Source organism: Pontibacter sp. BAB1700 (genome assembly GCF_000277005.1).
Classification (GTDB): domain Bacteria; phylum Bacteroidota; class Bacteroidia; order Cytophagales; family Hymenobacteraceae; genus Pontibacter; species Pontibacter lucknowensis.
Genome location: NZ_AKIS01000016.1, coordinates 1 through 24,612, shown reverse-complemented (window position 1 = coordinate 24,612; position 24,612 = coordinate 1). Strand labels below are relative to the sequence as shown.

Below are 24,612 nucleotides of genomic sequence, written 5' to 3'. Positions count from 1 at the left end.
AAGCACGAAGATTAAAATATATCTATATCTAACTAACAACCCTTATAAAAATAAAAATCAAAATGAAGAAACTATACACAATTACAACAGCGCTGCTTATGCTAGCCGGAACATTTACAAGCTGCACAAAGGACCTGGATGAGATAGGTTTGAATGCATCATCTATTGATGCTGCTAAGAAGGAAGTGAAACCTACTAATAATGGAAGTAATGCCCAAAGTGGTGAAATTGGCAATGATAAGGTATTGCCTGTAATCACTGTAACTTATAACCAGTCACCAGCTCTAGTAAACACCCCAGTTACAATGACCATAACAGTAGCAGAACCTGCTGGTTATAACCACACTTTAACTTCAGGAAACCTTATTTTAGAGAGAAGTACACCTTCTGGCTGGGTAGAAGAAGCTAAGTCTGAAAACGAAAAAGCTGCACCAACCCTAATTCATACATTCACTCCAACTTCTGTAGGTACCATTAATTGGAGAGTTAAATATACAGGTGGAGGTAAGCATTTTGAAAACTTTAATACTCCAACACAGCTTGAAGTAGTTAACAGCTGCCAAAAAACTGAGATAAATGGTCAATTAATTGATACAAAAGCAGGAGATGGCTACACTTTATTTACAGTTAAATATACACTTAACTCTTGCATCAACATAACAGGTGCAAAGGTACAAGGTGGATTAACAGCTTATACTGAATTAGTTTCTGCAACTGATTCGAATGGAAATAATAGTAATGTCTCTGAACCAGGGAAAAGTGATAATAGTATTATCTCTTGGAATTTAGGCAATATTGGTAGCGGCTATAGCAATTCCTTCACTGTTGTATTTAAAAACACTAAGAAGGATCCTTCTGGTGAAATTACTGGTGTCTGGTCTGTTGAAGGGAAAAATGATGAAGGTGGTGAAGTTAAATATACTACCCCTGCTTTGATTAATTAAGCAACACTTTAAACATTTAATAGAAGAGGCTGCCTGTTAGGCAGCCTCTTCTATTTTATATCACTCCCTATACAACTACCTCATCTTTTTTCTTTTCCAATGGCACGATTCGGGTAACTCGGCTGTTAAGTGCTAAATTGCAGCTGAACAAAAGCTATACTTTATGAGAACCCCTATTTCAAGACTTCGCACAATTGGTATATACGAAGGTATATCTTACCTGCTCCTGCTCGGCATTGCGATGCCGCTGAAGTACATGGCAGGTATGCCTGAGATGGTGAAGTATACAGGCTGGGCACACGGTGTGCTGTTTGTATTGTATATGGTGTCGGTACTGGAGGTAACACTCACGCACAATTGGTCTATCAAGAAAGTAGCTGCTGCGGTGATCGCATCGCTCCTGCCATTCGGACCTTTTATTTTGGATAAGAAACTGCTCAAAGAAGAGGAAAACAGAAAAGAGAAGCCTGCCAAACAAAAGCAGGTTGCATAACAACAACCCTCAACTATTTAGCCAATAGTATCAAAAAGGGCTGCCCACGTGGGGCAGCCCTTTTTTGTTTTTAAGCCTCAAGCCTTAGTTCACGATCCGGATGTCACCTCCACGAGCACCACGGTTAGCCATTGGGTTAAGATGTTTATTGATGGAGTAAGTAAAACTCAGCATGAAATAGCGTCCCAGTGAGTTCAGCGTCTCCCGCTCTACATAGTTAATATTGGCCGTTTGGTTCACGCCCAGATTCTCGTCGAGCACATTGAGGGCAGATAGCTTCAACTCTCCACTATTGTTTTTCAGGAACTGCTTCGATACTGACATGTTCAGCATCGGTATACGCTGGCTAAAGTCAAAGCCCGGGTTGTCGAACAGCATGTAGTCGAAGTTAGTGTTGAAGTTGAAGAGCTTCGGCAGGTATAGGTTCGTTTCGGCTGAGTAGGTCTGGTTAAAGAACTGCTGATCGTCTCCGAACTCATACCTCGTGCGCTGTACAGTGTAGTTTGCCCGCAGGTTCAAATCAAAGAGCTCCTTCAGGCGGTACTCGTAGCGCAGGTTGCCATTCAGATTCTGTATCCGGATGTCGTTTGCCACCTCGTTCACCAGGTTGATGCTCTCCTGCTGCCGCACATTTGCTCCGAGGTTAAAACGGCTGTTTAACTTCTTAACCGGAAAACCCAGGGAGGCAAAACCACTGACCATAGTATTGTGACTCACATTGACCGGCTGTGTGATACGGATCAGGCGGTCGGTGTAGCTTTGAGCGTTTGTGATGGCATTGTTAGTATAGGAGGCGTTCACAAACGTAAAGAAGTTGATTAGCGTACCCGGATCAAAAGTACTGAAGTTGAGGCGCCACTGGTGCATATAGGCCGGTCGCAGCTCAGGATTGCCTTCGTTAATGTTCAGCGGATTAGAGTTATCCACAACAGGCTGCAGCTGGCGTATAGTAGGCTCCTGCACCATGGTCTCGTAGTTGAAGTCGATGCGTCGGTTGCCCGTGAATTCGTAGTTGAATCGCAAGGCAGGCAGCACGTTCTGGTACGATTGGCGGATATCATCTTCAAATCCCAGGATCTCCCCTGTCAGGTCAGTGTGCTGCAGGCTGGAGCCGACCGTCAGGCTATACTCTCTCCTGTTCATCCGGAAGTTCATACCCGCGCGGTGGTACTGGTAATTGCTGGTATAGCTGTTGCTAAGCATTTCATTGTACAGGCGTGAGCCATCTTCTTCCAGGTCGTATACCTGGCGGTCAACTTTGTTGGTGTTCTGGCGGTAATTGTAGTTGGCCTCCAGGTATCGTCGGTTACCGAGCGGCTCGGTATAGGCCAGGTTGGTGCTTAGGCTATGGTTCTCCGTTTCCTGTTTGTTTTCCTGGTCCAGCACATTCACAAGTCCATCGGCAAAGGTATTCACAGCCTGCAGGGCACCCTCGTTATTGTTGATGCCGGTTCTGAACTCGGTGTTAGAGGAGATAGTTCGACCCGCCTTCGGGAAGCGGTGCCGGAACAGGATGCTACCGTTAGCATTGAGAGCAGAGCCATCCGAAAAAGCTGTATTAGCGCTCTGGTTCTGAAGCTGGTTCTCTCCATTGTAAGTTTCAACCTGGCTGCGCTGATCAGAACTCGTTTCATTATACCCGATGGCACCCGTCACTTTCACCGAATTAGCCGAGTCTATTTTGTAGTCGACCGTGAAGTTAGCGCGGTGGTTGCTGTTGCCGTTGAGCTGGCGGCTGCGCTGGTCTGTGCGTACATCTGCATTCCGCAGAAACTCCAGGCGCTCCAGGTCACGGGCTATGGTGTGATTGAGTTTGTTGAAGAAGTAACTGCCATTGGCCTCAGCCTTTTTGCTTAGCTGGTTGTTAAAGTTCAGACCGGCTGCATAGCTGTCCATCAAACCATTAGTGCGTCCTCCAAAATTTAAGGGCACACCGGAGCTGTTATCGGATGAGATGGTTATGCGAGCCCCGCCACCGCCAGCCATCTGCTGCATGCCACCGCTAAAGGTCATGTATTCGTCAAAGCCAAAGCCCTGTGAGTTCACGTTGTTGGCCATACCCAGGAAAGAAAGCTGCTTGCCATTGCTGAAGCGATTGAGGCTTGCCTTGGCCTGGTAACGGTCATCGGTGCCTATACCTGCCATGGCGTTGCCAAAGGCGCTGTTGCGTTTCTCTTCTTTCAGCTGCAGGTTAATGGTTTTCTCGTGCTGCCCATCGTCTATACCTGTAAACATGGCCTGGTCTGATTTCTTATCGAAAACCTGCACCTTGTCGATAGCATCGGCGGGCAGATTGCGGGTGGCCAGCTTCGGATCACGACCAAAGAACTCCTTGCCATCCACTGTCACACGCTGCACCTTCTCGCCTTTCACTGAGATGGAGCCGTCTGTTTCCACATCCACACCGGGCAGCTTTTTTAGCAGGTCTTCAGCTACGGCATTGGGCTGGGTCTTAAAGGAGCCGGCGTTGTACTCAATGGTATCTTTTTTGAACACCACCGGGCTTTTCTCGCCCTGCACCATCACTTCCTTCAGTTCATTCGAAAGTGGTCGCATTGTGAGTTTACCCAGATCCAGTATATTTCCTTCTTCCGGAAACTGTAGCTGATTGAAATAAGGCGAGTAGCCCAGAAAAGTCGCCTTGAGGAGCAGGTCGCCTTTGTTTACGTTTTTGATCTCGAACTCACCCTGCGGATTGGTGGCGGCAAAACTTACCAAGGAGGAGTCCTTTGCCTGCAGGATCAGCACGGTGGCACCCGGCAACCCGGCCTGTTTTTCGTCCTGCACCTGTCCCTTTAAGGTATAGCGCTGGGCTGTCGCAAAGTCAGCCAGACAAAGAAAGGCGACAAGTGAGAGAAGTATAGATTTTTTCATAGCCGTATGGTTAGCGCTCCCCTATTAGCGGATGATCACGTTACGGCCGCCGTTCTGGCGCATGCGCTCCATCTGCTCGTCTACCATCGCCTGGTACTCCTGCTGAGTGACTTTCTGACCCTTGCTTGGACGTGACATCTCTCCTTTCCTGAGCGGGCGTTGCTCTACTTTAATCGCCTTGATCACACGCTCCCCATTGTTGATATCAACAGCCAGCACCGCCCCCGGCAGTGTGTTGAAGGACTCAGGGCCAAGTGCCGGCCTGAGTTTGTCAGTATACCAGGCTACCACCGCTAGCTTTTTTGCCTCGTCTTCGTAGTAGGCCTGCTTGCAGGTATAGCCTTGTATTTCTTTGGTCTCCGTTCCAAATTTCCACGGGCTGATGCGGATGGAGTCTTCTATGATGTACTTTTTGCCCATGAACTCGGTCAGCAACACTTTCCGGGCTGTGCCCTGATCGTAATAACTTTCGTTGAGCGGTACCCGCATGTTGATGCGCATGCCGCCGCCACTTGCCGTAAACTGGTCCTCGTCCTCTTCCAGTGCCTTGTAAAGCGATTCCTGGGCATTGTAGAAGAGCTGCTGTTTGGTGGTGCGGTACTCCGGGATCATGCTTTTCATAGCCTCCTGCTCAGAGCCGAGTCTACGGTGCATGTTCATCGTGTTTTCGTAGGTAATCACACCCTCCTGGGCGTAAACAACCACTGCCAATAGCAGCAGCGCAAGTGTCAGTATTCCAGAGAAGAAGTTTTTCATATGCTATCTTTTTTCTGATAAAAGTACAGCAATATGTTATCCCTAGGTGTTAAGGACTGTTAACGAAAGGTTAATCAAAAGTTAAAGTTTGGAAAGGTCCTGAGCGACCAGAAAAAGTACTTATTCGCCCCGCACATTGATGCCGGCTCGGCGGGCGATAGATTGGGCAATCACGCTGGAGGCCAGCAGTTGCAGCGCATGGTAGATCATGATCGGCAAGAGCATCAGGCCCACCATGTCAGCATCGGGGAACAGCACTTTGGCCATCACCGTGCCGTGCACCAGCGACTTTTTCGAGCCACAGAAGATTGCCGTAATACGGTCAGCAGGGCTGAAGCCCATCAGGCGGCTGATAATATGCACGATGCCATACACCAGAAAGAACAGGCCGATCATAGCTAACCCGAGCAGCAGCAGGTTGCCCAGGCTGTAACCGCTGAACATATTGCGGGCAAAAGACTCACTGAAAGAGGTATAGACGATCAGCAGAATGATCACCTGATCAGATAAACGAAGCTGTTTACGGTTACGCTCTGCAAAGCTTCCCCAATAACGGTGCAGCACCACACCCAAGGCTACTGGTACCAGTACCTGCAGCACCAGTTTACCCATCACCTGCCCCATATCAAAATCACCAGAGCCCGCCGTCAGGTATAGTCCCATCCAGAGCGGTGTGATAAACACCCCCACCAGACTCGAGATACTGGCATTAAAGATAGCTGCAGGTATATTCCCCCCCGCAATCGATACCATGACCACCGACGATGATACCGTGGAAGGTAAGGCAGCCAGATAGAATACTCCCAACCAGAGCATCTCATATGAGGTGCCTTCAAAAAAGCCATGCAAGGGGATGATCAGCAGCGGAAAAAGCAAAAAGGTGGATGCCTGCACCACCAGGTGAAGTCGCCAGCTTCCCAAGCCTGCACGAAGCTTTTCGGGACTCAGACGCAGTCCGTAGAAAAAGAAGATGACAGAAACACCTATACCAGCGACATCACTCAGGGAGACAGGTTCCCGGTCTATACCTCCTTCCGGCCACAACCAGGCCAGCACGATCATGCCGATCAGCGCCAGCAGAAACCAGTCGAAGCCAGCCCGCACCAACAGCTCCTGCACACTGCGCACCCCAAACTTTGGCTTCGTCGCTTGGGGATCAGGATTGTCAGGCAGAGGAGTCTTGGGTATGCTCACAGGTATGCTTTGTTCAGATGAAAGTAAAAATCAGGTATAGCTGGCTCCAAAACAAAACAACGGCCGGCGCAATTACAAGCGACGGCCGTTGTTTTAGGTATAATCAGGACTTAAAAGCCCAGCATATCAATTGTTTCAAGTTCAAACTCGGTGGTATCTTCATAGTCAGCATCCGGCGCCGTCACGATCAGGTCGCGGGCACGACCGTAAAGTCGCACGTTTGGTTGCAGGTTCTCGTATTCGGCCTGCGAAATGAGTCCCCGCCTCGCCATGATGCCACCGATCAGGCGATAGTAGCCCGACTTCCAGCTACGAAGGTTACCATAGCTGTCAAATGAGGAGCGGTAGCGCTTCGGACTCGGAATGATGCTGGTCAGGAAGATAGACTCCGCCAGGTTAAGTTCCGAAGGCTGCTTACCGAAGTAGAATCTCGAAGCATCTTTGGCACCGTATACATCCGGCCCCCATTCGATGATGTTCAGGTATATCTCAAACATCCGGTTCTTCGACACGATCTCCAGGTTCTCGATCAGCCACACAATGATGGCCTCCTCCACTTTGCGTGACACGGTTTTCTTACGCGTCAGGAACACGTTCTTGACCAGCTGCATCGAGATGGTACTACCGCCGCGCACAAACTCCCTGTTCTTGATATTGGTCGCGATGGCCTGCCGGAAAGCCTCTTCGTGGAAGCCTTTGTGACTGTAGAAACCAGCATCTTCTGCTGTGAGCACGGCATTTCGCAGGTAGGGCGAAATCTGCCCAATCGGTGCGTAGAACGGGTTAGAAGGCCCCACCATGAAGGTCCGGATCGGTTTGCCATACTCGTACATGGTGTGCATAAACGGGCCTTTCAGCTTGTCCAGGTTGGCTTTGCCCCACTTTACTACCCTGAAATCCTCAGAAGCATCCAAGTCAGAATCGAACACGACACGCTCTACACTGTCCAGGTTGACGTGAAAGTTCATTTTGTACTGCAGCTTTCCCTCAGCCTGTATACCTTCCAGCGTTTCGAAAAGGCCGTTAGGCAAAGACTCGAAGAAATCGTTAGCAGGGAGTGCCTCAGTGCGCACTTTCAGAGCGATGATCTTGGAGTCGGCGTTGTTGTAAGAGGCGTAAACATTGGCGCGAGCCTTGTTCACGCGCACTTCCGTCAGGCTATCCACTTCAAAAAGGTTCTGTCCCAGCGATACCACATAGTCTACAGCGCCTTCTTTCAGGTAGATATTCTCATCTGAAAGCTTTTCATGGTTCAAAAGCAGATTATTAACCATGGCTCTTCCTTTTACAGTGAGCCTATCGCGGCGGTAGCGCTTCTCGTTGAGGCCCAGGTGCAGCGTGTCAAAAGCCACGATACCGTCAAATTTCTCTTTTACATAAGGCAGTCTGATGCCGGACGTATCAGCGGTGTACAGACTGGCCATGATGTTGTAGTCACGCGGATCAATTGTACCTTTCACTATCAGGTTATTGATCAGGGAGTCAGTGCGAATAGATACTTGTGATGCAATGTTGCCGTCCTCTATGGTAAGGAAAGGCATTTTGACGTCGATGACCCGATTCGGAGAAGTATAAGTCACGTTCAGATTGCTGAAGTCCACCTGGTCGGGCACGTTATCAAAAGCAGTTTCGAGCACACGGTTAAGCAGCTCACCGTAGTTTCGGTCAGTTTTAGCAGTGGTGTCGACAGGCTGTGTATCGTCTTTCTTAAACAGGAAGGCGAAGTTATTCTGGTCCCCGTCCTTCACGGCAGTAAGATAACCATTGGCTACATCTAGGCTGCGTAGCACAATGCGCCCTTTAAAGAGGGAGCGAAAGCCAACGGTCGCATGCACGCTGTCGGTTCTGAAAAGCTGGGGCTGCCCGTGCGGCACCAGGGTTATATCACTGAGTATGACAGAGGTTAGGCCATTGAACTCTGCTTTACCGATGTTAAAATCAACAGGATAACGGTTCTCCACTTTCTCTACCACACGGTTTACGGTATAGCTAAGCAGGCTACTCCTAAACACTAAAAGGGAGATTAGGAGAATCAGGAAGAAGCCCAGCACAACGCCGACTCCTATCAGTATTCTTTTTTTCAATCGCTGGTCCAAAATATCAAGATGCGAATTACGCTAATAAGATTTAGTATCAAAATATAGTGCTGATATAATATATCACTTCATCACGCATACGTAATACCGTATGGTTTATGTTATCTACCCCGCATACGACCTTAGTCGGATTTGGATATGACTTCAGGCACTAACTGGCTGCTTCAACCGCAAGAAAGATACCAATTGTTTCATTAACAGCATTTTACATTAAACTAACAGGCAAATTCACCCTTCCGTTCTTTTTTATGTGCCATAACACTACAATTGGTCCTAAGCCACCGATACCTGCTAAATAGGCATCTGCTTATTTGGCGTGCATTGGCATTACTGCTTATCTTTGACAGACGAAACATTCTCATTTCCATGAATCTGACATCACTCACGGCCATATCACCGGTGGATGGCCGCTACCGCCGCAATACTTCAGAGCTAGCTGCTTATTTTTCTGAGTTCGGACTGATCCGCTACCGCGTGCTGGTAGAGGTGGAGTATTTCATTGCCCTGTGCGAATTGCCGCTGCCACAACTGGAAGGCGTACCTCCCTACCAATTTGCTGAACTGCGGTCCATTTACGAGCAGTTCTCAGAGGCCGATGCCCTGCGCATCAAGGAAACGGAAAAGACCACCAACCATGATGTGAAGGCGGTAGAGTATTTCATTAAAGAGAAATTCGACACCCTCGGCCTCAGCCAGTACAAGGAGTTCATTCACTTTGGCCTGACATCGCAGGATGTGAACAATACGGCCATCCCGCTCTCCCTGCGCGAAGCCGATGAAAAGGTGCTCATGCCGCTATACCAGCAGCTGCACCAGACGCTGGTGAACCTGGCAAAATCCTGGAAAGACATCCCGATGCTGGCCCATACCCACGGACAGCCTGCCTCTCCTACCCGACTGGGCAAAGAGATCATGGTGTTTGCTGAGCGGCTCGAGGCCCAGCTGGAGCAGGTGCGCCAGGTGCCTTTTTCGGCTAAGTTTGGCGGAGCGACCGGTAACTTCAACGCCCACCATGTGGCCTACCCGGATGTAAACTGGCCTGCGTTCGGAAACCGTTTCGTGCAGGAGGCCCTGGGCCTGCGCCGTAGCCAGTACACTACCCAGATCGAACACTACGACAATCTGGCCGCTTACTTCGACGGCATTAAGCGCCTCAACACCATCCTGATCGACTTCTCGCGCGATGTGTGGCAGTATGTGTCGATGGGCTATTTCAAGCAGAAGATCAAAGCTGGCGAAGTAGGCTCTTCAGCCATGCCGCACAAGGTTAATCCGATCGATTTCGAAAACGCGGAGGGTAACTTAGGTATAGCCAACGCTGTACTGGAGCATCTCTCGGCCAAGCTGCCGATCTCCCGCCTGCAGCGCGACCTCACAGACTCTACCGTTCTGCGAAACGTTGGCGTGCCGCTGGCTCATGTGCTCATAGCCCTGAAATCATTGGAGCGTGGTATAGGAAAACTGGAACTGAACGAGGCTGCCCTGCGCCATCACCTGGAAGAAAACTGGGCTGTTGTGGCAGAAGGTATACAGACTGTGCTGCGTCGCGAAGGCTACCCGCAGCCTTACGAGACATTGAAAGACCTGACCCGCAAAAACGAGAAGATCACCGAGCAGGCAATAGCCAATTTCATCGACACCCTGCAGGTGAGTGATGCCATCAAGGCTGAATTGAAAAAAATAAGTCCTTATACCTATACCGGTGTGCAACTGCTGTAAGGTATAGCCTCCTTCATAAAAAAGCCCCTGCCGGTTCGTACTGGTAGGGGCTTTTTCTATACCTGTGCTAACTGATTACTGCCCTTGCGCAACCGGGCCGTTCACCCGGATCTGCAGCAGTTCGTAACCGGTTTCGCCGGCAGCTGTCAGGCCCTGCACCACCACCAGGTACGTGCCCGGCTGATCGGAGGTATAAAAACTCACCTGCTCTCCTTTGCCAGGCTGCAGCCTGATCTCAGGAGACCAGTGCAGGAGATTTCTGAAGTCGGCTAGTCGGCTGCGCTTCTGCTCGGGTGTGTCGTAGGCCGGTGCGTAGAACTCGCGCTTCTGCTGTAGTCCCTCGTATGCCTGCATCAGGCACGCGGATCCAGGTCAAAGCCGGCCAGATCACCTGTATAGGTCTGGTAACTCACCAAACCTTCGTAAGCCAGCGGACCGTGGAAGAAACGGCTCGCAATCACATCCAGCTGCTTGACCTTCAGCGGATCAAAAGCCATGATCTTGTCAATGTTGAATACCGGAACGCCATCCAGGAGCACCATCGGTTCTGGCGGAAAATAGACTTGTAGGGGCGGTTCAGGACCATGAAGTGGAAACTACGGCCTCTCAAGCGCACCTGTACACCCTGTACATACTCCCGCATCACTTCCTCCATTACTTTAAAGCGCTTGTAGTCATCGAGCAGGTAACGCTCCGATGGCTGGCCATAAAAAGCGGTACTGTCTATGCCTGGCGTGTGGAATTTATTGCGATGCGCCCCGTAGTAAGCATGCTCCACCTGCACCTGCATGTGGCGCTCTCTGATGTCCCCTTCTCTTGACTCAGCAAGCTGAAGCGTAGATGACGTCCTGGAGGTATAGCGTGAAGAGAAAGGACTGAACAGCTCAAAGTGATAGGTACTGTCCTTTGTGAAATCAGTTTGCAGCACAACATCCTTATTGCCATAGAAGTCCTTCAGCTCAAACATCAGTCTGCCATCGGCGTTGCTGCTGGCATTGTAAAAACGAATCGGCTTGCCCGGTGACGCCAGGTAAGTCATGATACCCGGAGCAGCCTGTCCCGAACTCTTATGCGTTACCTTACCAAAGAGCAGATGTCCATGGTTTTCAGGCAAAAAAGTATGCTTAGCCGGTTCCTTTTCCAGTATTTCATTCCATGTGAAGCGGCTCCAGCCATGAGTTAGCATCAGGTTATCCATACCCAGCCGGTCTGCCTGCCCCTCTTTGGAGAAGTAATAGCCAGGGTTCTCGATGGATCCTTTCAGATCGGACTCCAACCAGATGTAGCTGGCAATGTGCGCCTGAGGCTGCATTTGCAGCGAGTCCAGCTTGTACACCGCCAGCGACAGATTTGCCGGGGCCTGTGAAGAGGCCTGCAGCTCCAGGCTTACCTTATCGCGCAGACTATATTGCGACTGTGACGCAGCAACCTGTAAGGCTAGTTCTTTTGAAGGGTTCTTGAAGTACAGGCGCTCACTTACCGGCTGCCCAGCTGTGTTGAATACAGTGAAGTGCGTAATGCCGTCTGCCAGGTCAGCTTTATTTATCCTGAACACATACTTGCCGTTTTGCAGCAGCGCCCTTTCTGAGCTGACCACCTGCTGACGGGTATGCCCCAGTAGGTATACATTTTCATCTGGTTTGCCTACCGAATGTACCGCAATATGCACATAGTTAGTAGTAGTATCTGCCAGTTGTAAGGTATAGCCACGCTCGTGTACCTGCGGCAAGGCCTGTTCCAGAGTACTTCCATCAGGCAGCTGGAGTTTGGCAGTGTAGCGCTTGCCCTGCTCTGGGGTAAAGGTGAAACGGCCTATGCCAAACTTGTGCGGCGTAAACGTTGCTACTTCATTTCCGGCCTGGTCGTAAACTTGGCCAACCAGCGCAGTTCCTTTGCCGCTCTGACTTTCTGTTACTTTAAAGGCAACCTGGCTGGCCACACCTGCAAGCAAACTCCCGCCTTCCGGGAAAAACTGCAAGGTATAGCCCTTTGCTTTTGGCGCCTCCAGCTTCGGCAACTGCTCGAAGGTATTGATGATGGTTACCTGCTGCTGAAAGTAGAACTCCGGATCGAAGTTTTTCATCCAGCTGGTATAGGCCCGCACTGTGTAGTTGCCAGATTTCAGCGTGGTGGGCAGTTGCAAATAGCCACTGCCAGCCCCATCCTTCATGGCTACCTTGGCTTGCAGGGCAGGCTTCTGGTCCGCATCCAGCAACTCCACATACGTCACCTTGCTCATATCCAGGGGGCGGTGCAGGCTTCCGTCTACGTTGTATACCTTAAACCACATTTCATCGCCACAGGCATACACGGGTCTGTCGATGTGCAGGTATAGCTTCTCTTGCAGCGATGCCTGCCGGTGCTTCTGCAGACTGTTGACCGCCTCGTTAACCTGACCAGACTGGGCATTTACAGTTCCTATACCTGCTATTCCCAGCGCAAAGCAGAGCAAGGTGCGCAGCGCATACCTTTTCATGCCAGGCTGAGGTTGATTATGTTCAGAGTTGATCATCATTTCGGGCTTTTGTTTCAGGTATGGCATTTATTCCCAAAAAGCTGGTTTAACATTGGTGCCCTGCATAGTGCAGTCCACGCAGGGGCGTAATGCAGCAGTATAACCAATCGGGTCCGGTGACATACCATATATCGCGTCAACAGGCACCAGCGAACCTCCTTCAAATCGCTCCTTCAACATGCCGTTCATAACGGTATCAAGCTCACAGGTCGGATTGTACAAGCGCCAGTCACGCGGAAGATCACGGCTGTCTACAAATATTCGCTTAGTCGACATGGTAGTGGCCGTCATATAGCCTATCACTGTTTCATTAGGGTTAGACAGGCTGCGGATGTTGCTGGTCAACTGAGATGGCAGCGGATCAAAGAGCGTCCCAATGCTTTCTGTGTTCTTCTTCAGTAGTTCCAGGTACTCAAACGCTTCCCGGGTCAGTGCATATTGCTTTATCAGGATGCTATTCTTCATACTAACCTTCTCCGAATTATAAGGTATCGAAAGTATGTTATAGTCGTTGATTCTGTCCTCATTCAATTTCACCGATGACCCTACTTCAATAGTAGTTGAGTTTTCTGATTTCCAACAAATATAGATTGGACTGTCGCTTGGTGTGCGCTGAACAACTTCCTCATTTTCGTATCTGAAAACAGAGTAGAAAGCGGTTCTGAATTGCCAGGTTTGCTCATACTCCCACTTATAATAATGTGTATTATTATTGGCATCGTGCGTATTCACATACACCTTAACTTCTCCATTTACCGCTTTCCAATGCACGTTGTCGATAGCGGGCGCAGGTTTTACCTCTACATAATCCGACGCATATTCCTGCCCGCTCTTCGTACGGATGTACAGCCGGTACTTCATATCGGTTCTCAGTTGCAGGTTAGGGTGCATGTAAGTACCATAACCTATTTCATGCAGCCCGTAGCGCTCGCCGCTCTCTGACTCTACCACCACTGTGGCGCTTTCTTCTGCAGGTGGAGCTTCTGTATCGTTGAGGCTTTGGCTTCGCAACAGTTGTATGCTGGTGCGCCCGTTTGCGTTCAGGAAGCCATTGACCACCAGAAAGCTGCTAGGCGACTCCAGTACTTCAGGAAAATATGGTTCTACGCAACCGCTCACCAGGAGCATCACAAGCCAGACAATTGGGTTTTTCCAGTTCCGGATCTTCATGGCAATTAAAACTTAAAATTATAGGTGATAGTAGGAATTGGATGCCCGAAGATGGACATTTTGTACCCTCTGATCTGTCCTTTCTGTGATTTGAAATAAACAGAGTAAGGGTTTTTACGACCTGTCAGGTTGTATACTGCCACGGTCCAGGAACTGTGCGCCAGCTTTGCAATCTTATGGTTACCCTCTATGTTCAGAGCCAGGTCTACGCGGTAGTAGTCCGGGATGCGGTACTGGTTGCGGTCTGAGTACAGGATGCGGTGTGAAGCACCATCGTAGTATTTGCCCAGCGGCAGCGTAATAGGACGACCGGTGCTGTAGGTAAAGTTTACCGACGTGCTGAAACGCTGACTGAAGCGGTAGTTGCTGATCATGGTCAGGTCGTGCGGCTTGTCAAAGTTACTCGCATACCACTCCCCTCTGTTGATCACTTCTGACACAGCAGGATCATCCAGGCGCACCATGGTGCGGGAGTAGGTATAGCTTACCCAGCCGTTGAGTTTACCTGTCGCTTTCTTGAGCATCAGTTCCACGCCATAAGCCTTGCCCTCGGCATTGGCTACATCCGTCTCGATGTGGTGATTCATGATGATGCTGGCGCCGCTTCTGTAATCCAGGAAGTCCTGCATCCACTTGTAGTAAGCCTCCGCTGAAAACTCGATGGTATTGGCGCGCAGGTTGCGGTAGTAGCCAATCGCCACCTGATCGCCTACCTGTGGCTTGATGTTGCTGTCGCTTAGCTTCCAGGTATCAGTTGGGGCCATAGTAGCCGTGTTGGAGAGCATGTGCACGTACTGGCGCAGCCTGTTGAAGCTCACCTTCACTGATGAGTTGCCTGACAGCACGTAACGGGCCGAAAGCCTGAACTCAGGTCCGTGGTAGGTCGCGATCGATTTTCCATTGCCATAAGCTACCGTGTCGACGATTGTCCCCAATGTCTTTGGCATACCTGGCGCATACTGCAGCACATCTCGCTGGCCAAGTGCCGTGAAGAAAGAGTAGCGTAAACCAGCTGAAATCGAAAGGTTCTGATTAATATCATAACGATCAGAAAGGTACAAGGCACTTTCAATGGCTTTCTCCTGCTGCAACTTATCTGCCTTGATCAATGACTCTGCGTGGTTTGGCACCAGGCTACCCGGGTTCACCTCGTAGCGAATAGCGCTGGCACCGAAGTCCAGGGTATGTTTAGAATCAGGGAAGTAGTTGAAGTCTATCTGCATACCTGTCTGGCTGATGCCAAAATCCATTTTAGCAGCGTTCGCGGCATTCTCCTCGTTTGAAATATCGTAGCCGTAGTGGCTGTATGTTCCGGTCACCACGCTGTATAGCTTGTTATGGAAGTTGTGCTTCCACTTGAGGCTGGCGTTCTGGTTCTGGAAACGGTAAAGGGTGTCAGCAGCCAGTTTGAAGCGGTCTTTGCTCATATAACCGGTCAGGTACAGGCTGTTCTTCTCGTTGATCTCGTGACTGATGTGCGTGTTCACGTCATAGAATGAAGCCTCACTGTTGCTGAACGACTTATTCGGAATCTTTTTGAGCAGCCAGTCAGAGTAGGTAGAGCGCCCTCCCACCAGGATCGAGGTTTTGTCTTTGATGATTGGCCCTTCCAGTGTGAGACGGCTTGTGAGCAGACCGATGCCGCCTGTTCCGCTAAACTGCTTTTTGTTACCCTCTCTGGATGTCACCTCCAGCACTGAGGACAGTCGTCCGCCATAGCGGGCTGGTACGGCACTTTTGTAGAGTTCCACCGACTTGATCACGTCCGGGTTGAAAGCGGAGAAGAAACCAAACAGGTGTGATGGGTTATAGATGGTGGCATCGTTGAGCAGAATCAGGTTCTGGTCAGTGGAGCCACCGCGTACGTTCATACCTGTAGCACCCTCGCCCACTGATTTCACGCCAGGCAGCGTCAGCACCACACGCAGGATGTCGGTTTCACCAAAAGCCGTCGGGACTTGCCTGATCGTTCGGATATCAAGGCGTTCCATACCCATCTGCAGGCCCGTAACATTGCGGTCTTTTTCGGCTTCCACCAGTACTTCTTTCAGAGAACGGATATCTTCTTCTACTTCAATATCCAGCTTGCCGTCACTGTGCAGTATGACCTGACGCTTGGTGTTCTTTAACCCTACTGCGCGAATGTTCAGCTCGTGACGGCCCACCGGGAGCGAAAGGGAGTAGTAGCCATACTGATCGGATGCGGTGCCAATGGACGGAGATTCAATGTAAATATGGGCTCCAATGATTGGCTCGCCTGTGTTGGCATCGCGCAGGGTTCCGGCCAGGTTTGCTTTACCTGTTTTGCTTCCATTAGGCGTGCCTATTTCATATAGCTTGATTTCTGACTGTATCCTCTTCTTGTTATCCTGCTGCTGCGGCAGGTAGGCTGGCGTGGCCATTTGGCTGTTCCGTTTTGCCTCTTCTTCGTCCTTGAAGAAATTGGAAGGCAGGTTCGTCATGATCGGGTTTTGCCGCGTGATAAAAACCTGCCGCTGTTCCGTGATGGCAAATTTATAGTCCGTGCCTTTCAGTATTTGAGCGAGCACCTGGTTGAGCGGTTCGCCCTCTACCTCCAGATTTACCATCAGGCTATCGGCCACAGCCTGCTCGTAGTAAAATTTGTAGGGTAGCCTGGTTTCCAGCCGCTGTACAAAATCCTGAAACGTCATGTTGCGGAATGATCCGCTTATAAGCGGGGACTCGTTCCGCTGTTGGGCATGCACCGGCACCGTCAAGGTCATACAGCACAACAATACCAGCAAGAGTGCTCTGTAGAAATGGGTCATAAAAAAGGGGGAGAGCTTAAACAGATTTTTAGATAGATCGGAAGTGTGCCACTTTATCGTTTGAGCGAATCGTAGTGCTCCGCGGTTTTCACGATTGCATATTCCCGCTCTTTACCGAAGCGAAGTCTATTCGCGCTGGCATACTTCTTCAGCGGCTTTTTCTGGTCTTGCAGCACACGCATCACCGAGCGCTTGTTACTGACCGGATGGTACACGCCATCCTTCACCAGGTAGAATTTACTAGCATCCCTGTACTCACCCTCCAGACCGTCTGTGCTAGCCCTTTCAAACAGGGTCTTTTCGCGCTTCATCAACACCTGCACCTCTCCGCTGTAAAGCAGATCATAAAAGCCCGGACGAATTACTGAGCTGGTCGTGGTGTCTGGCTGCAACTTCACAAAGGTATGCCCGTGCAGTTTGAAGGCCTCCACCCGGTTTTTCACAAGCCGTTGAGGCTGCCCGCTTCCATGGTTGACAATCAGGAGTTCGTCCTGTACCAGGTCGTACAGCATCGGCACATCCTCAAACCAGGCACCGTCATACTTTACGGTTCCGTTCTGGTAGATCTTATCCAGGTAGAATTGGTGCCCTTCCACGTAAGTCTTGACAGGCACATGATACTCCGGGCCGTTGTACAAATGGGCGTGCACACCAACTGCAGTGCGGTATTGCTGCAGCGCATTCGAAACTGCATTGTCTACAAAACTGCTGTCAGCTTGGGCAATGGCAGCAAAGGGCAGAAAGGGCATTAAAAGGATGAAAACCAGGTAAGCAGGGCTTTTGCGCATATCAAATCAAAGGTTGCTTTGCAACTTAAATCGACATTAAATATAAAGTATATTTGATGTTATGACAAGCTTGCAGATAAATTATTTCAAAAAATATTACAGTATATTATCATACAGTTGGGCAAAACCATCACCCTGAAATATAACTTAAACCTTGCCCAACTCAGTCTTATCATCAAACACCAAAAGTCCTTAATCGTAGGCGGTTCAATAATTCTTAGCACGTGTCCGTTAAACCGGCCTAAATCATTTTGCCACAGAGTAGGTATAGTATTACAGGCTTTGGTACAGGCAATTACCTAATTTGTATTAATTTCATTTAGCCAAATCCGGTGATCTGTAATCCTCAGGTTAGCATAATTTTTATTGATACAGCACAGGCGATAAAGCTATACCTTATCTGCCAGCTCATACACTGCTTTCACGAACTGACTCCAACTGAAACGCAACTTATAGGTTTTGATCTGCTGCGCGTATACATGCGCTTTGCCTGAGGTATAGAAATCAATTATAGCAGCTGCGATCTCTTTTGGTTGTGGCGCTACTACATACCCTACCTCTCCATGGGGCACCAACTCTGAAAGGCCACCTACATTTGTCACCACCATCGGCTTATCAAAATGGTAAGCAACCTGTGTTACGCCGCTTTGGGTGGCATGCTTATAAGGCTGAACCACCAGATCGGCAGCGCAGAAGTAATGGCGGACTTCGGCATTCGGGATGAAGTCTGTCCGCAGTACCAGCCGGTCCTGCAGCCCATGTTTTTCGATCAGGTCGCGGTAGGGCTTGGCATCTTCATAAAACTCCCCGGCGATCAGCAGTTTAAGATCAGGTATGGCCTGCAGTGCAGGTATAGCCATGGCTTCAAGCAGTAAGTCGAGCCCTTTATAAGCCCGAATAAAACCAAAAAACAAGAGATATTTAAAATTGGTATCCAGCCCGAGTGCGGCACAGGCCTCTGCTTTGCTTTCGGCTGACCCGAAATTGTCGTAAAGGGGATGTGGCAGGTATATGTTGAGTTTGTTTGGCTCAAAACGCTGCAAGTCTTGCTGCACGGCCCGCGACATGGTCAGGAAGCCATGACAGGCGCTCAAAAAAGTATTTTGTAAACGGAACATCGCCTGGTCGCTTCTCGTGCGGAATCACGTTGTCGGTAATGGCCAGGATACGGCTATACCTGTTGCGCTTAACCAGGCGGGCAATGGTGCCCAGAGCAGGACCCATAAAAGGCAGCCAATACCTGAAAATAACCAGATCTGGCCTCTGGCTACTGATGTAGTTCCCTGCACGCACCCAACTGATGGGATTGACGGAGTTGATCAGCGCTTTAATGGTGATGCCCTTCGGAGCAGGCTCATTGGTAAACTGGCTTTTGCCGGGAAACAGAAAGGAAGGATACTGCAGGCTGAACGAAACGATCTCCACTTCGTCACCAGCCTCCTGAAATGCCATTGCCAGGCGCTCGTTGAATGTAGACATGCCCCCACCCCGCAAAGGGTGCGCAGGTCCCACGATCACAATGCGCCTCCCTGCCATTATTTCTTGATCAAACCTGCCCGGTCACGGATCAGGTACTCATTCTTTTTACTGGAAGTCATAGAGATCATTTCGGCCAGGAAACCAGCCAGGAAAAGCTGTACACCCAGAATCACCGCCACCAGCGAGAGATAGAACAGGGCTGATCTACCACGTCACGTACGCGCCCATCCGGATACAGGCTAAATACTTTCTGAATGATCAGCCACAGCGTAATACCCAAGCCCACAAAGAAAGACAGGGTGCCGAATGTACCAAAAAAGTGCATTGGGCGCTTTTTGAAGCGACTCACAAACGTAATGGAGAGCAGGTCCAGGAAGCCGTACACGAATCGTTCGAGCCCGAACTTTGTCGTGCCATACTTACGCTCCTGGTGCTGCACCACTTTTTCGCCAATGCGCGTGAAGCCGTGCCATTTGGCGATAACAGGTATGTAACGGTGCATTTCGCCATGTACTTCGATGCTCTTCACGAGCAACTGACGATAGGCTTTGAGTCCGCAGTTGAAATCGTGTAGCTTAATGCCGGAAAGGCCGCGGGTAGCTGCATTAAACAGTTTAGTAGGAATGGTTTTGCTTACCGGATCAAATCGCTTCTGTTTCCAGCCCGACACAAGATCAAAGCGCTGGTGCTTGATCATGTCATACAGGGCTGGGATTTCCTCCGGGCTGTCCTGCAAGTCGGCATCCATGGTGATGACCACTTCGCCGCTACAGCGCTTAAAACCCTCGTTCAGAGCGGCAGACTTGCCGTAATTTCGGTTAAAACTGATGCCTTTGACAGTATTGTCTTCGGCGCTGAGTTCTGTGATAACATCCCAGGATCGGTCGGTGCTGCCGTCGTCCACCAGGATGATTTCATAAGTAAAACTATGTGCGTGCATCACACGCTTGATCCAGCGGACCAGTTCAGGCAGCGATTCCTCTTCGTTCAAAAGAGGAACCACCACTGATATATCATAAGGGTATTGCATGCTTTTTATTCAAACTCCGGACGCTTGTTCTTCATCACGGCTGCTACGATAAGCGAAATCAGGAAACCGATGAACAGGTATCCTACGATAGACCAAACGATCATCATCATCGGGCTGGAGAAAGATTCTCCCATGGAAATAGCCTGCTCAATCTGCTCATCGCTCATACCTCTTTCTTCCAGCTCAATACGCTGCTTATCCATCATATTGGAAGTATATTCGGTATCAACAAATGAGGTATAAATGAACATAAACACCCCCCCCAACACACCGAAGGCCAGTGATACCAGGGTACCTATACCGAGGCCCTGACCATAGGACATGTAGCCGTAATTCTGCTTTTTGTACTCCTTCATGGCAATGACCATAAAAGCAATCAGGATAAGGTAGCCCAAGGAGCCTACCCAACCGCTTACATTAACGCCGGTTATTAGCAGAACTGCAGTAAATACAACAGATACCAGTGCGCCGATGAAGCCATACTTGAGCGCTACAGAAGATACAGAGGGTTGGGTTTCAGTCATGATTAGAGAGATTTATGTGAAGATGATTTACTTTCTGAAAAATACAGCTGCCACTACAGAAAACATCGCCCCTACTAACATCCTCCCCAAAAAATCATGTGTGGCCAGCATACTCGGTGACAGGTTGTCGAGTTCCTTGTAAGCTTGCTCAAAGTTTGCTTCGCCCAATAACTTGATCTGTGCCTCCCGGCTCTGGTCAAGCAATGCTCTCAGCTCTACTACATGTTGCTGAATGATCTCAGGCCCTGCCAGGTATAGCATCAGGTATAGCAGCATGGCAGCACTCAACGCAGTATAGAATGTAACCGACAGACTCACGCGAACCCCTCTCCAGAAACCAACCTCAGCATCGTGAAACTGCTTGAAATAACGCAGGCCCATGAAGATAAATATCGGCAAGGGTAGGTAACTCCAGCGCCCCGCATCTCCCAATGCGTTATAGCCCATCAGGTGCAAGGCTAGTATGATCACAAAAGAAGCCAATCCGCACAGTACGCCATAACGTACCCCCACCCTTACAATCGTTTGATTCAGCATTTGTTATGTGCTTATTCAGCGTCAGCAATACCGCTGACAAAAATATAGCTATAAAGATATTAAAAAGAATGATTAAGTACTACCTGCCCTTTGTTGACCAGGCCAATAACCTTGCCTGTAAGCTCACGTCCCAGGAAAGGGGAATTTTTAGATTTGGACCGGGTTCCTGCTGCCGACGGAGTCCATTTTAGTTCCGGATGAAAAAGTGTGAGGCAGGCTGGTGCTCCTTCAGCTATACCAAATGCCGGCATCTGCAGTATCTGACGGGGAGCGGTGGTAAACTTATCAATCAATTGCTCCAGCGGCAGCGTATCGCACATCGTCGTATTGGCCACGGCAAAGGCTGTTTCGAGGTTGATGATTCCAAAGTCCGCCAGGTCAAACTCCAGCTTCTTACTTTCAGTGTCCTGTGGCTGGTGCCCGGATACGATGGCATCAATGGTGCCATCGGCAAGTCCCTGCAATATTGCTTCTTTGTCGGCTTCGCTTCTGAAAGGAGGGGATACTTTATAATTAGTATCGAAGGGTACCATGGTATGATCGGTATAGGCAACCTGGTAACTAGCCACATCACAGCTTACATGCAAGCCTTTGGCCTTAGCGGCACGTATCGCCTCCACGGCGGCGGCTGTAGAAATAAGCGAGAAATGCAGTCGCCCTCCCGTGTATTCCAGCAGCTGCAGGTCGCGTGTCACCATTACCTCCTCAGCCAGGGCAGGTATACCTTTCATACCTAGCTGTGTGCTCACAATGCCTTCATGCACCTGCCCGTACTCCGTCAGACGGGTATGTTCCGGTCGGTTTATCAGCACGCCATCAAAAGGCTGCAGATATTGCAGAGCTTTCACGATCACTTCAGCTCCCTGCAGTGGCTTAGCACCATCGCTAAAAGCTACGGCCCCCGCACGCTGCAGGTCGATCATCTCCGTCAGCTCCTTGCCTTGTGTATCAACTGTCACAGCACCAGTCGGCATTAAATTAACAGGAAGGCCAGCAGACTTGGCCTTTATAAAATTGATAGAACCTTTGGTTTGCACGACAGGTTGCACATTAGGCATGCACAGCACATCCGTGAAACCACCAGCGGCTGCAGCCTCACCCAGCGACTCCAGGTCTTCCTTGTGCTCCAGCCCCGGCTCACCGACCTGTGCGTACAAGTCAACCCAGCCCGGAGACACACAAAGACCTTCCATCTCGATCGTCTGGTCTGCCTGCTGATCATTTCCTCCTATTGAGGTGATCAGGCCGTTATCAATAAGTATATTTTGTTGCTGAAGATGAAAAATTGATGAGGGATCGTAGATGCGGACTGCTTTGAGAAGAAGTTTCATGTTAGAGGAATCTGATTAGAGCTATTTCTGCCATCAAGAAAATCAGACACAATAATAGGCAATATTTCCAAAGGGTGACGCCAAAAAATCGTTTTTCGAATTCGCTCTTCAAAGAGAAGGTATCGCTGTAGTCATAAACATGCACATGCCGCTGTCCTTCGGGCAGGAAACCCCGCAATTCTGCAGGGCTATACTGATCAAGCACAGACTCCTGTTTATCAAAGTTGAAAGCGAAGCTACTCACTACCTCTCCCTGATGTTGCAGCTCATAAAAACCAGCTTCATCTAGATCAGGCGGCACATTAAATACCAAGCGCCCACCTCTGACCTGCTGCTCCGGTATGAAAACAGTACTGTCCTTCACCAATTTAAAAATGTTCTCACCTCCTACCTGCTTTTGAATAGGAACTGTGATTGCCATATTCTGCAAACGATAAGCAATCTGCTGCTCCTGCTTATAACTGCTGATCGCTAAACGGTACATCACCGGCACAAAGAGTGCATGATTAACTAGTTCATTCTGCTCGGGCAGCAAGGGAGCCGCCATCAGGTATACCTTCCCCTGTCCTCTGTCGAAACGTGACAAATAGGGCGCACCACCTCTATATTTCAGAATATCCTCAGAGGAACGTGACCATACCAATTTTCTAACAGAAGCAGGCATCTGCATTTTTGGGTCATAGTCCGCAAATATGGTTTTAAAAAAAGGATTATCACGGTCGGGAATAGCAAGTGATGTCTTTGTGCTGCTACCGGCGTTTAAACTGGCAGGTATAGAAAGCGATTGCATCAATGTAACATAAGAGCTACTACGCTCAGTTGATGGGGGAACTATAGCTAGTGTTCCGCCAGACTTAACATATGTATCAAGTGTAGAAACAAGCGCAGCTGGTATTTCATCTACCCCCTGAAGTATGATAATGTCAGAACTATTGAGACGGCATAATCAATATTATTAGGGGAGAAGCGCTGAATTTGGAATAATGGCTCGTTCTGGTATAACCGTTGCAGAGGGCTTGCTTCATTTCCACTGATTTCAGTGATTGACAGTCGGCCGGAAGGTTGAAGAACAAAATAATAAAGATTATCAAACTCCACTGGATAGTCCTCTACTTCTACCCAGGCACGCTTACTTCCCTCGCCTCTTATTGTGAAATTAATCGCTGTTTCCGTAATCTGCTTTGGTGGCAGATCGATACTTAAAGTTGCAAGCTGCACATTGTCAATCACTAATTTAACAGGACAATCAGCAATGGTCTTATCCCCCGCATTATAAAGCCTGACATATAAAGTGCCCTCTGTACCAGGTCGAACAAACTCATCAGCCAGGTATACTGAATCTACAAATACATTGGAAGTACCTGCAGCTTTGAGCGGTACAAGATGATAAACTCGGTTACTGTCAACACGACTCAGCAAAGAGGGCTCGAAGTATGACTTCTGGAAATCAGAGAACAGAAACACATGCTCAGCAGCTACCTGGCTGGCACTCATCACCTGTTGACTCACAAAAGGCCTGGTGGAATGGGATAACTGATCAAGCTCATTCACAGCATCATTTGTACCCATTGTTACTGCTCTGTTATAATTTGAATTAGTATTGATGCTGATAGCTGTTGTAGAGGGGAAAATATCCAAAACCTTTTTGGCCTGATCAGCAGCTACAGTCAATAGTGTCAGATCATCTTCTGCATGAAGGTTCTGCATACTCAATGAATTATCCAGCGCAATCGTTACCTGAGAAGAGTCGATAGGGCGCACCGTTTCTGAGGCAGGTAGAAAAGGTTGTGCGAATGCTAATACCAGAAAGGTAATGAACAGAATACGGGCAGCTAGAATAAGTAATTCCTTCAGATTTCGCTGACTAGCCGTAAGATCTTTGGAAACCTGGATAAACTTAACATTGCTGAATTCTACCCGTTTTGCTCGCCGTAACTGTATGAGGTGTAATACGATCGGAATAGCGATCGCTGCAAGAGCCCATAGAAAAGAAGGATAGAGGAATGCCATGTCAACAAGTTAGAGAGGATGTTTGTAATATACAACGCACCAGCCGAACATTACCATACGCTTTCTAACATAATCTGATCCTATGAAAGGAAATATAATAGGATTCTACGCTTAGTCCTCTACTCTCCTGCACTTTACTTCTCCCGGCCTCTTGTGCTTTAAGCCCTGCTTGCTGCCTTCCCTTCATTGCGGGGGGGGTATTAAACGCGTACGGCCCCTGACTCTTGCGAATCAGGGGCCGTGCGTTGTTGGGGTTGGCGGCCACCTACTCTCCCGGGTGTGACCCCAGTACCATCGGCGCAGCCGGGCTTAACTTCTCTGTTCGGGATGGGAAGAGGTGCTCACCGGCGCCATAGCCGCCAT

The 24,612-nt window shown here is 49.3% G+C and carries 20 protein-coding genes, 1 rRNA gene and 1 pseudogene; 3 read left to right on the top strand and 19 right to left on the bottom strand.

Features of this window, described 5'->3' with window-relative positions; genetic code table 11:
- Positions 1-62: 62 nt before the first annotated feature.
- Positions 63-944 carry a hypothetical protein gene (locus O71_RS02655; protein ID WP_007652947.1) on the top strand — a complete coding sequence of 294 codons (882 nt, stop codon included), beginning with the start codon at positions 63-65 and terminating at the stop codon, positions 942-944.
- A gap of 163 nt (positions 945-1,107) precedes the next feature.
- The gene (locus O71_RS02650; protein WP_007652945.1) at positions 1,108-1,437 is read left to right on the top strand and encodes a DUF3817 domain-containing protein; all 330 of its coding nucleotides are present in this window, start codon (positions 1,108-1,110) and stop codon (positions 1,435-1,437) included.
- An 84-nt stretch (positions 1,438-1,521) separates the two neighbouring features.
- On the opposite strand, the gene O71_RS02645 is transcribed toward O71_RS02650, so the two are convergent.
- From O71_RS02645 to O71_RS02630, 4 genes are all read right to left on the bottom strand, one after another.
- Positions 1,522-4,311, bottom strand: coding sequence for an outer membrane beta-barrel protein (locus O71_RS02645; protein WP_007652942.1), 2,790 nt, complete (start codon positions 4,309-4,311; stop codon positions 1,522-1,524).
- A 24-nt stretch (positions 4,312-4,335) separates the two neighbouring features.
- On the bottom strand, positions 4,336-5,067 hold the full coding sequence (locus tag O71_RS02640; protein ID WP_007652940.1) for a GLPGLI family protein: 732 nt from the start codon (positions 5,065-5,067) through the stop codon (positions 4,336-4,338).
- Positions 5,068-5,187: 120 nt separating this feature from the next.
- On the bottom strand, positions 5,188-6,195 hold the full coding sequence (locus O71_RS02635; protein WP_007652938.1) for a bile acid:sodium symporter family protein: 1,008 nt from the start codon (positions 6,193-6,195) through the stop codon (positions 5,188-5,190).
- A 176-nt stretch (positions 6,196-6,371) separates the two neighbouring features.
- A complete protein-coding gene (locus O71_RS02630) occupies positions 6,372-8,345 on the bottom strand; it encodes a biosynthetic peptidoglycan transglycosylase (protein WP_071530822.1) in 1,974 nt (657 codons plus the stop codon).
- Between the two features lie 378 nt (positions 8,346-8,723).
- Here O71_RS02630 and purB point away from each other — a divergent pair, with 378 nt between their 5' ends.
- On the top strand, positions 8,724-10,076 hold the full coding sequence (purB, locus tag O71_RS02625; RefSeq protein ID WP_007652932.1) for an adenylosuccinate lyase: 1,353 nt from the start codon (positions 8,724-8,726) through the stop codon (positions 10,074-10,076).
- Between the two features lie 75 nt (positions 10,077-10,151).
- On the opposite strand, the gene O71_RS21290 is transcribed toward purB, so the two are convergent.
- From O71_RS21290 to rrf, 15 genes and pseudogenes are all read right to left on the bottom strand, one after another.
- Positions 10,152-10,430 (bottom strand): hypothetical protein, encoded by a 279-nt coding sequence (locus tag O71_RS21290; protein ID WP_051017675.1) that lies wholly within the window; start codon positions 10,428-10,430, stop codon positions 10,152-10,154.
- On the bottom strand, positions 10,430-10,573 hold the full coding sequence (locus tag O71_RS23635) for a hypothetical protein (RefSeq protein WP_155800444.1): 144 nt from the start codon (positions 10,571-10,573) through the stop codon (positions 10,430-10,432). The genes O71_RS21290 and O71_RS23635 overlap by 1 nt, the downstream gene beginning before the upstream one ends.
- The gene (locus O71_RS02620) at positions 10,555-12,552 is read right to left on the bottom strand and encodes a hypothetical protein (RefSeq protein WP_155800442.1); all 1,998 of its coding nucleotides are present in this window, start codon (positions 12,550-12,552) and stop codon (positions 10,555-10,557) included. The genes O71_RS23635 and O71_RS02620 overlap by 19 nt, the downstream gene beginning before the upstream one ends.
- 66 nt (positions 12,553-12,618) lie before the next feature.
- Entirely contained in the window at positions 12,619-13,761 is a 1,143-nt protein-coding gene (locus O71_RS02615; protein ID WP_040573471.1) for a DUF4249 domain-containing protein, read from the bottom strand.
- A 5-nt stretch (positions 13,762-13,766) separates the two neighbouring features.
- The gene (locus O71_RS02610) at positions 13,767-16,550 is read right to left on the bottom strand and encodes a TonB-dependent receptor (RefSeq protein ID WP_040573470.1); all 2,784 of its coding nucleotides are present in this window, start codon (positions 16,548-16,550) and stop codon (positions 13,767-13,769) included.
- Positions 16,551-16,603: 53 nt separating this feature from the next.
- Entirely contained in the window at positions 16,604-17,338 is a 735-nt protein-coding gene (locus tag O71_RS02605; protein ID WP_007652925.1) for a hypothetical protein, read from the bottom strand.
- 389 nt (positions 17,339-17,727) lie between these two features.
- Complete coding sequence (locus O71_RS24985; RefSeq protein ID WP_237717672.1) at positions 17,728-18,432, bottom strand: glycosyltransferase; 705 nt, start codon at positions 18,430-18,432, stop codon at positions 17,728-17,730.
- The gene (locus tag O71_RS24980; protein WP_237717671.1) at positions 18,368-18,874 is read right to left on the bottom strand and encodes a hypothetical protein; all 507 of its coding nucleotides are present in this window, start codon (positions 18,872-18,874) and stop codon (positions 18,368-18,370) included. Before O71_RS24980 ends, O71_RS24985 begins: the two co-directional genes overlap by 65 nt.
- A pseudogene (locus O71_RS02595) lies at positions 18,874-19,847 on the bottom strand (glycosyltransferase family 2 protein). Before O71_RS02595 ends, O71_RS24980 begins: the two are co-directional and overlap by 1 nt.
- Positions 19,848-19,852: 5 nt before the next feature.
- Positions 19,853-20,371: a DUF4199 domain-containing protein gene (locus O71_RS02590; protein WP_007652922.1), complete on the bottom strand. Its 519-nt coding sequence runs from the start codon at positions 20,369-20,371 to the stop codon at positions 19,853-19,855.
- Positions 20,372-20,398: 27 nt separating this feature from the next.
- The gene (locus tag O71_RS02585; RefSeq protein WP_007652921.1) at positions 20,399-20,908 is read right to left on the bottom strand and encodes a DUF4199 domain-containing protein; all 510 of its coding nucleotides are present in this window, start codon (positions 20,906-20,908) and stop codon (positions 20,399-20,401) included.
- Between the two features lie 59 nt (positions 20,909-20,967).
- Positions 20,968-22,239 carry a dihydroorotase family protein gene (locus O71_RS02580; RefSeq protein ID WP_007652919.1) on the bottom strand — a complete coding sequence of 424 codons (1,272 nt, stop codon included), beginning with the start codon at positions 22,237-22,239 and terminating at the stop codon, positions 20,968-20,970.
- 1 nt (position 22,240) lies between these two features.
- Positions 22,241-22,786, bottom strand: coding sequence for a hypothetical protein (locus O71_RS02575; protein WP_155800440.1), 546 nt, complete (start codon positions 22,784-22,786; stop codon positions 22,241-22,243).
- Between the two features lie 353 nt (positions 22,787-23,139).
- Positions 23,140-24,249 (bottom strand): BatA domain-containing protein, encoded by a 1,110-nt coding sequence (locus O71_RS02570; protein WP_040573467.1) that lies wholly within the window; start codon positions 24,247-24,249, stop codon positions 23,140-23,142.
- Positions 24,250-24,501: 252 nt separating this feature from the next.
- Positions 24,502-24,612 (bottom strand): 5S ribosomal RNA (gene rrf / locus O71_RS02565).

Excerpts from the sequence above, each read along its gene's own strand:
- O71_RS02575 (WP_155800440.1), bottom strand. The coding sequence starts at position 22,786 with ATGGCGGCTCCCTTGCTGCCCGAGCAGAATGAACTAGTTAATCATGCA.
- O71_RS02645 (WP_007652942.1), bottom strand. The coding sequence starts at position 4,311 with ATGAAAAAATCTATACTTCTCTCACTTGTCGCCTTTCTTTGTCTGGCT.
- O71_RS02580 (WP_007652919.1), bottom strand. The coding sequence starts at position 22,239 with ATGAAACTTCTTCTCAAAGCAGTCCGCATCTACGATCCCTCATCAATT.
- O71_RS21290 (WP_051017675.1), bottom strand. The coding sequence starts at position 10,430 with ATGCAGGCATACGAGGGACTACAGCAGAAGCGCGAGTTCTACGCACCG.
- O71_RS02610 (WP_040573470.1), bottom strand. The coding sequence starts at position 16,550 with ATGACCCATTTCTACAGAGCACTCTTGCTGGTATTGTTGTGCTGTATG.
- O71_RS02640 (WP_007652940.1), bottom strand. The coding sequence starts at position 5,067 with ATGAAAAACTTCTTCTCTGGAATACTGACACTTGCGCTGCTGCTATTG.
- O71_RS24980 (WP_237717671.1), bottom strand. The coding sequence starts at position 18,874 with ATGGCAGGGAGGCGCATTGTGATCGTGGGACCTGCGCACCCTTTGCGG.
- O71_RS02650 (WP_007652945.1), top strand. The coding sequence starts at position 1,108 with ATGAGAACCCCTATTTCAAGACTTCGCACAATTGGTATATACGAAGGT.
- O71_RS02585 (WP_007652921.1), bottom strand. The coding sequence starts at position 20,908 with ATGCTGAATCAAACGATTGTAAGGGTGGGGGTACGTTATGGCGTACTG.
- O71_RS02570 (WP_040573467.1), bottom strand. The coding sequence starts at position 24,249 with ATGGCATTCCTCTATCCTTCTTTTCTATGGGCTCTTGCAGCGATCGCT.
- O71_RS23635 (WP_155800444.1), bottom strand. The coding sequence starts at position 10,573 with ATGGCTTTTGATCCGCTGAAGGTCAAGCAGCTGGATGTGATTGCGAGC.
- O71_RS02655 (WP_007652947.1), top strand. The coding sequence starts at position 63 with ATGAAGAAACTATACACAATTACAACAGCGCTGCTTATGCTAGCCGGA.
- purB (WP_007652932.1), top strand. The coding sequence starts at position 8,724 with ATGAATCTGACATCACTCACGGCCATATCACCGGTGGATGGCCGCTAC.
- O71_RS02615 (WP_040573471.1), bottom strand. The coding sequence starts at position 13,761 with ATGAAGATCCGGAACTGGAAAAACCCAATTGTCTGGCTTGTGATGCTC.
- O71_RS02620 (WP_155800442.1), bottom strand. The coding sequence starts at position 12,552 with ATGAAAAGGTATGCGCTGCGCACCTTGCTCTGCTTTGCGCTGGGAATA.
- O71_RS02590 (WP_007652922.1), bottom strand. The coding sequence starts at position 20,371 with ATGACTGAAACCCAACCCTCTGTATCTTCTGTAGCGCTCAAGTATGGC.
- O71_RS02605 (WP_007652925.1), bottom strand. The coding sequence starts at position 17,338 with ATGCGCAAAAGCCCTGCTTACCTGGTTTTCATCCTTTTAATGCCCTTT.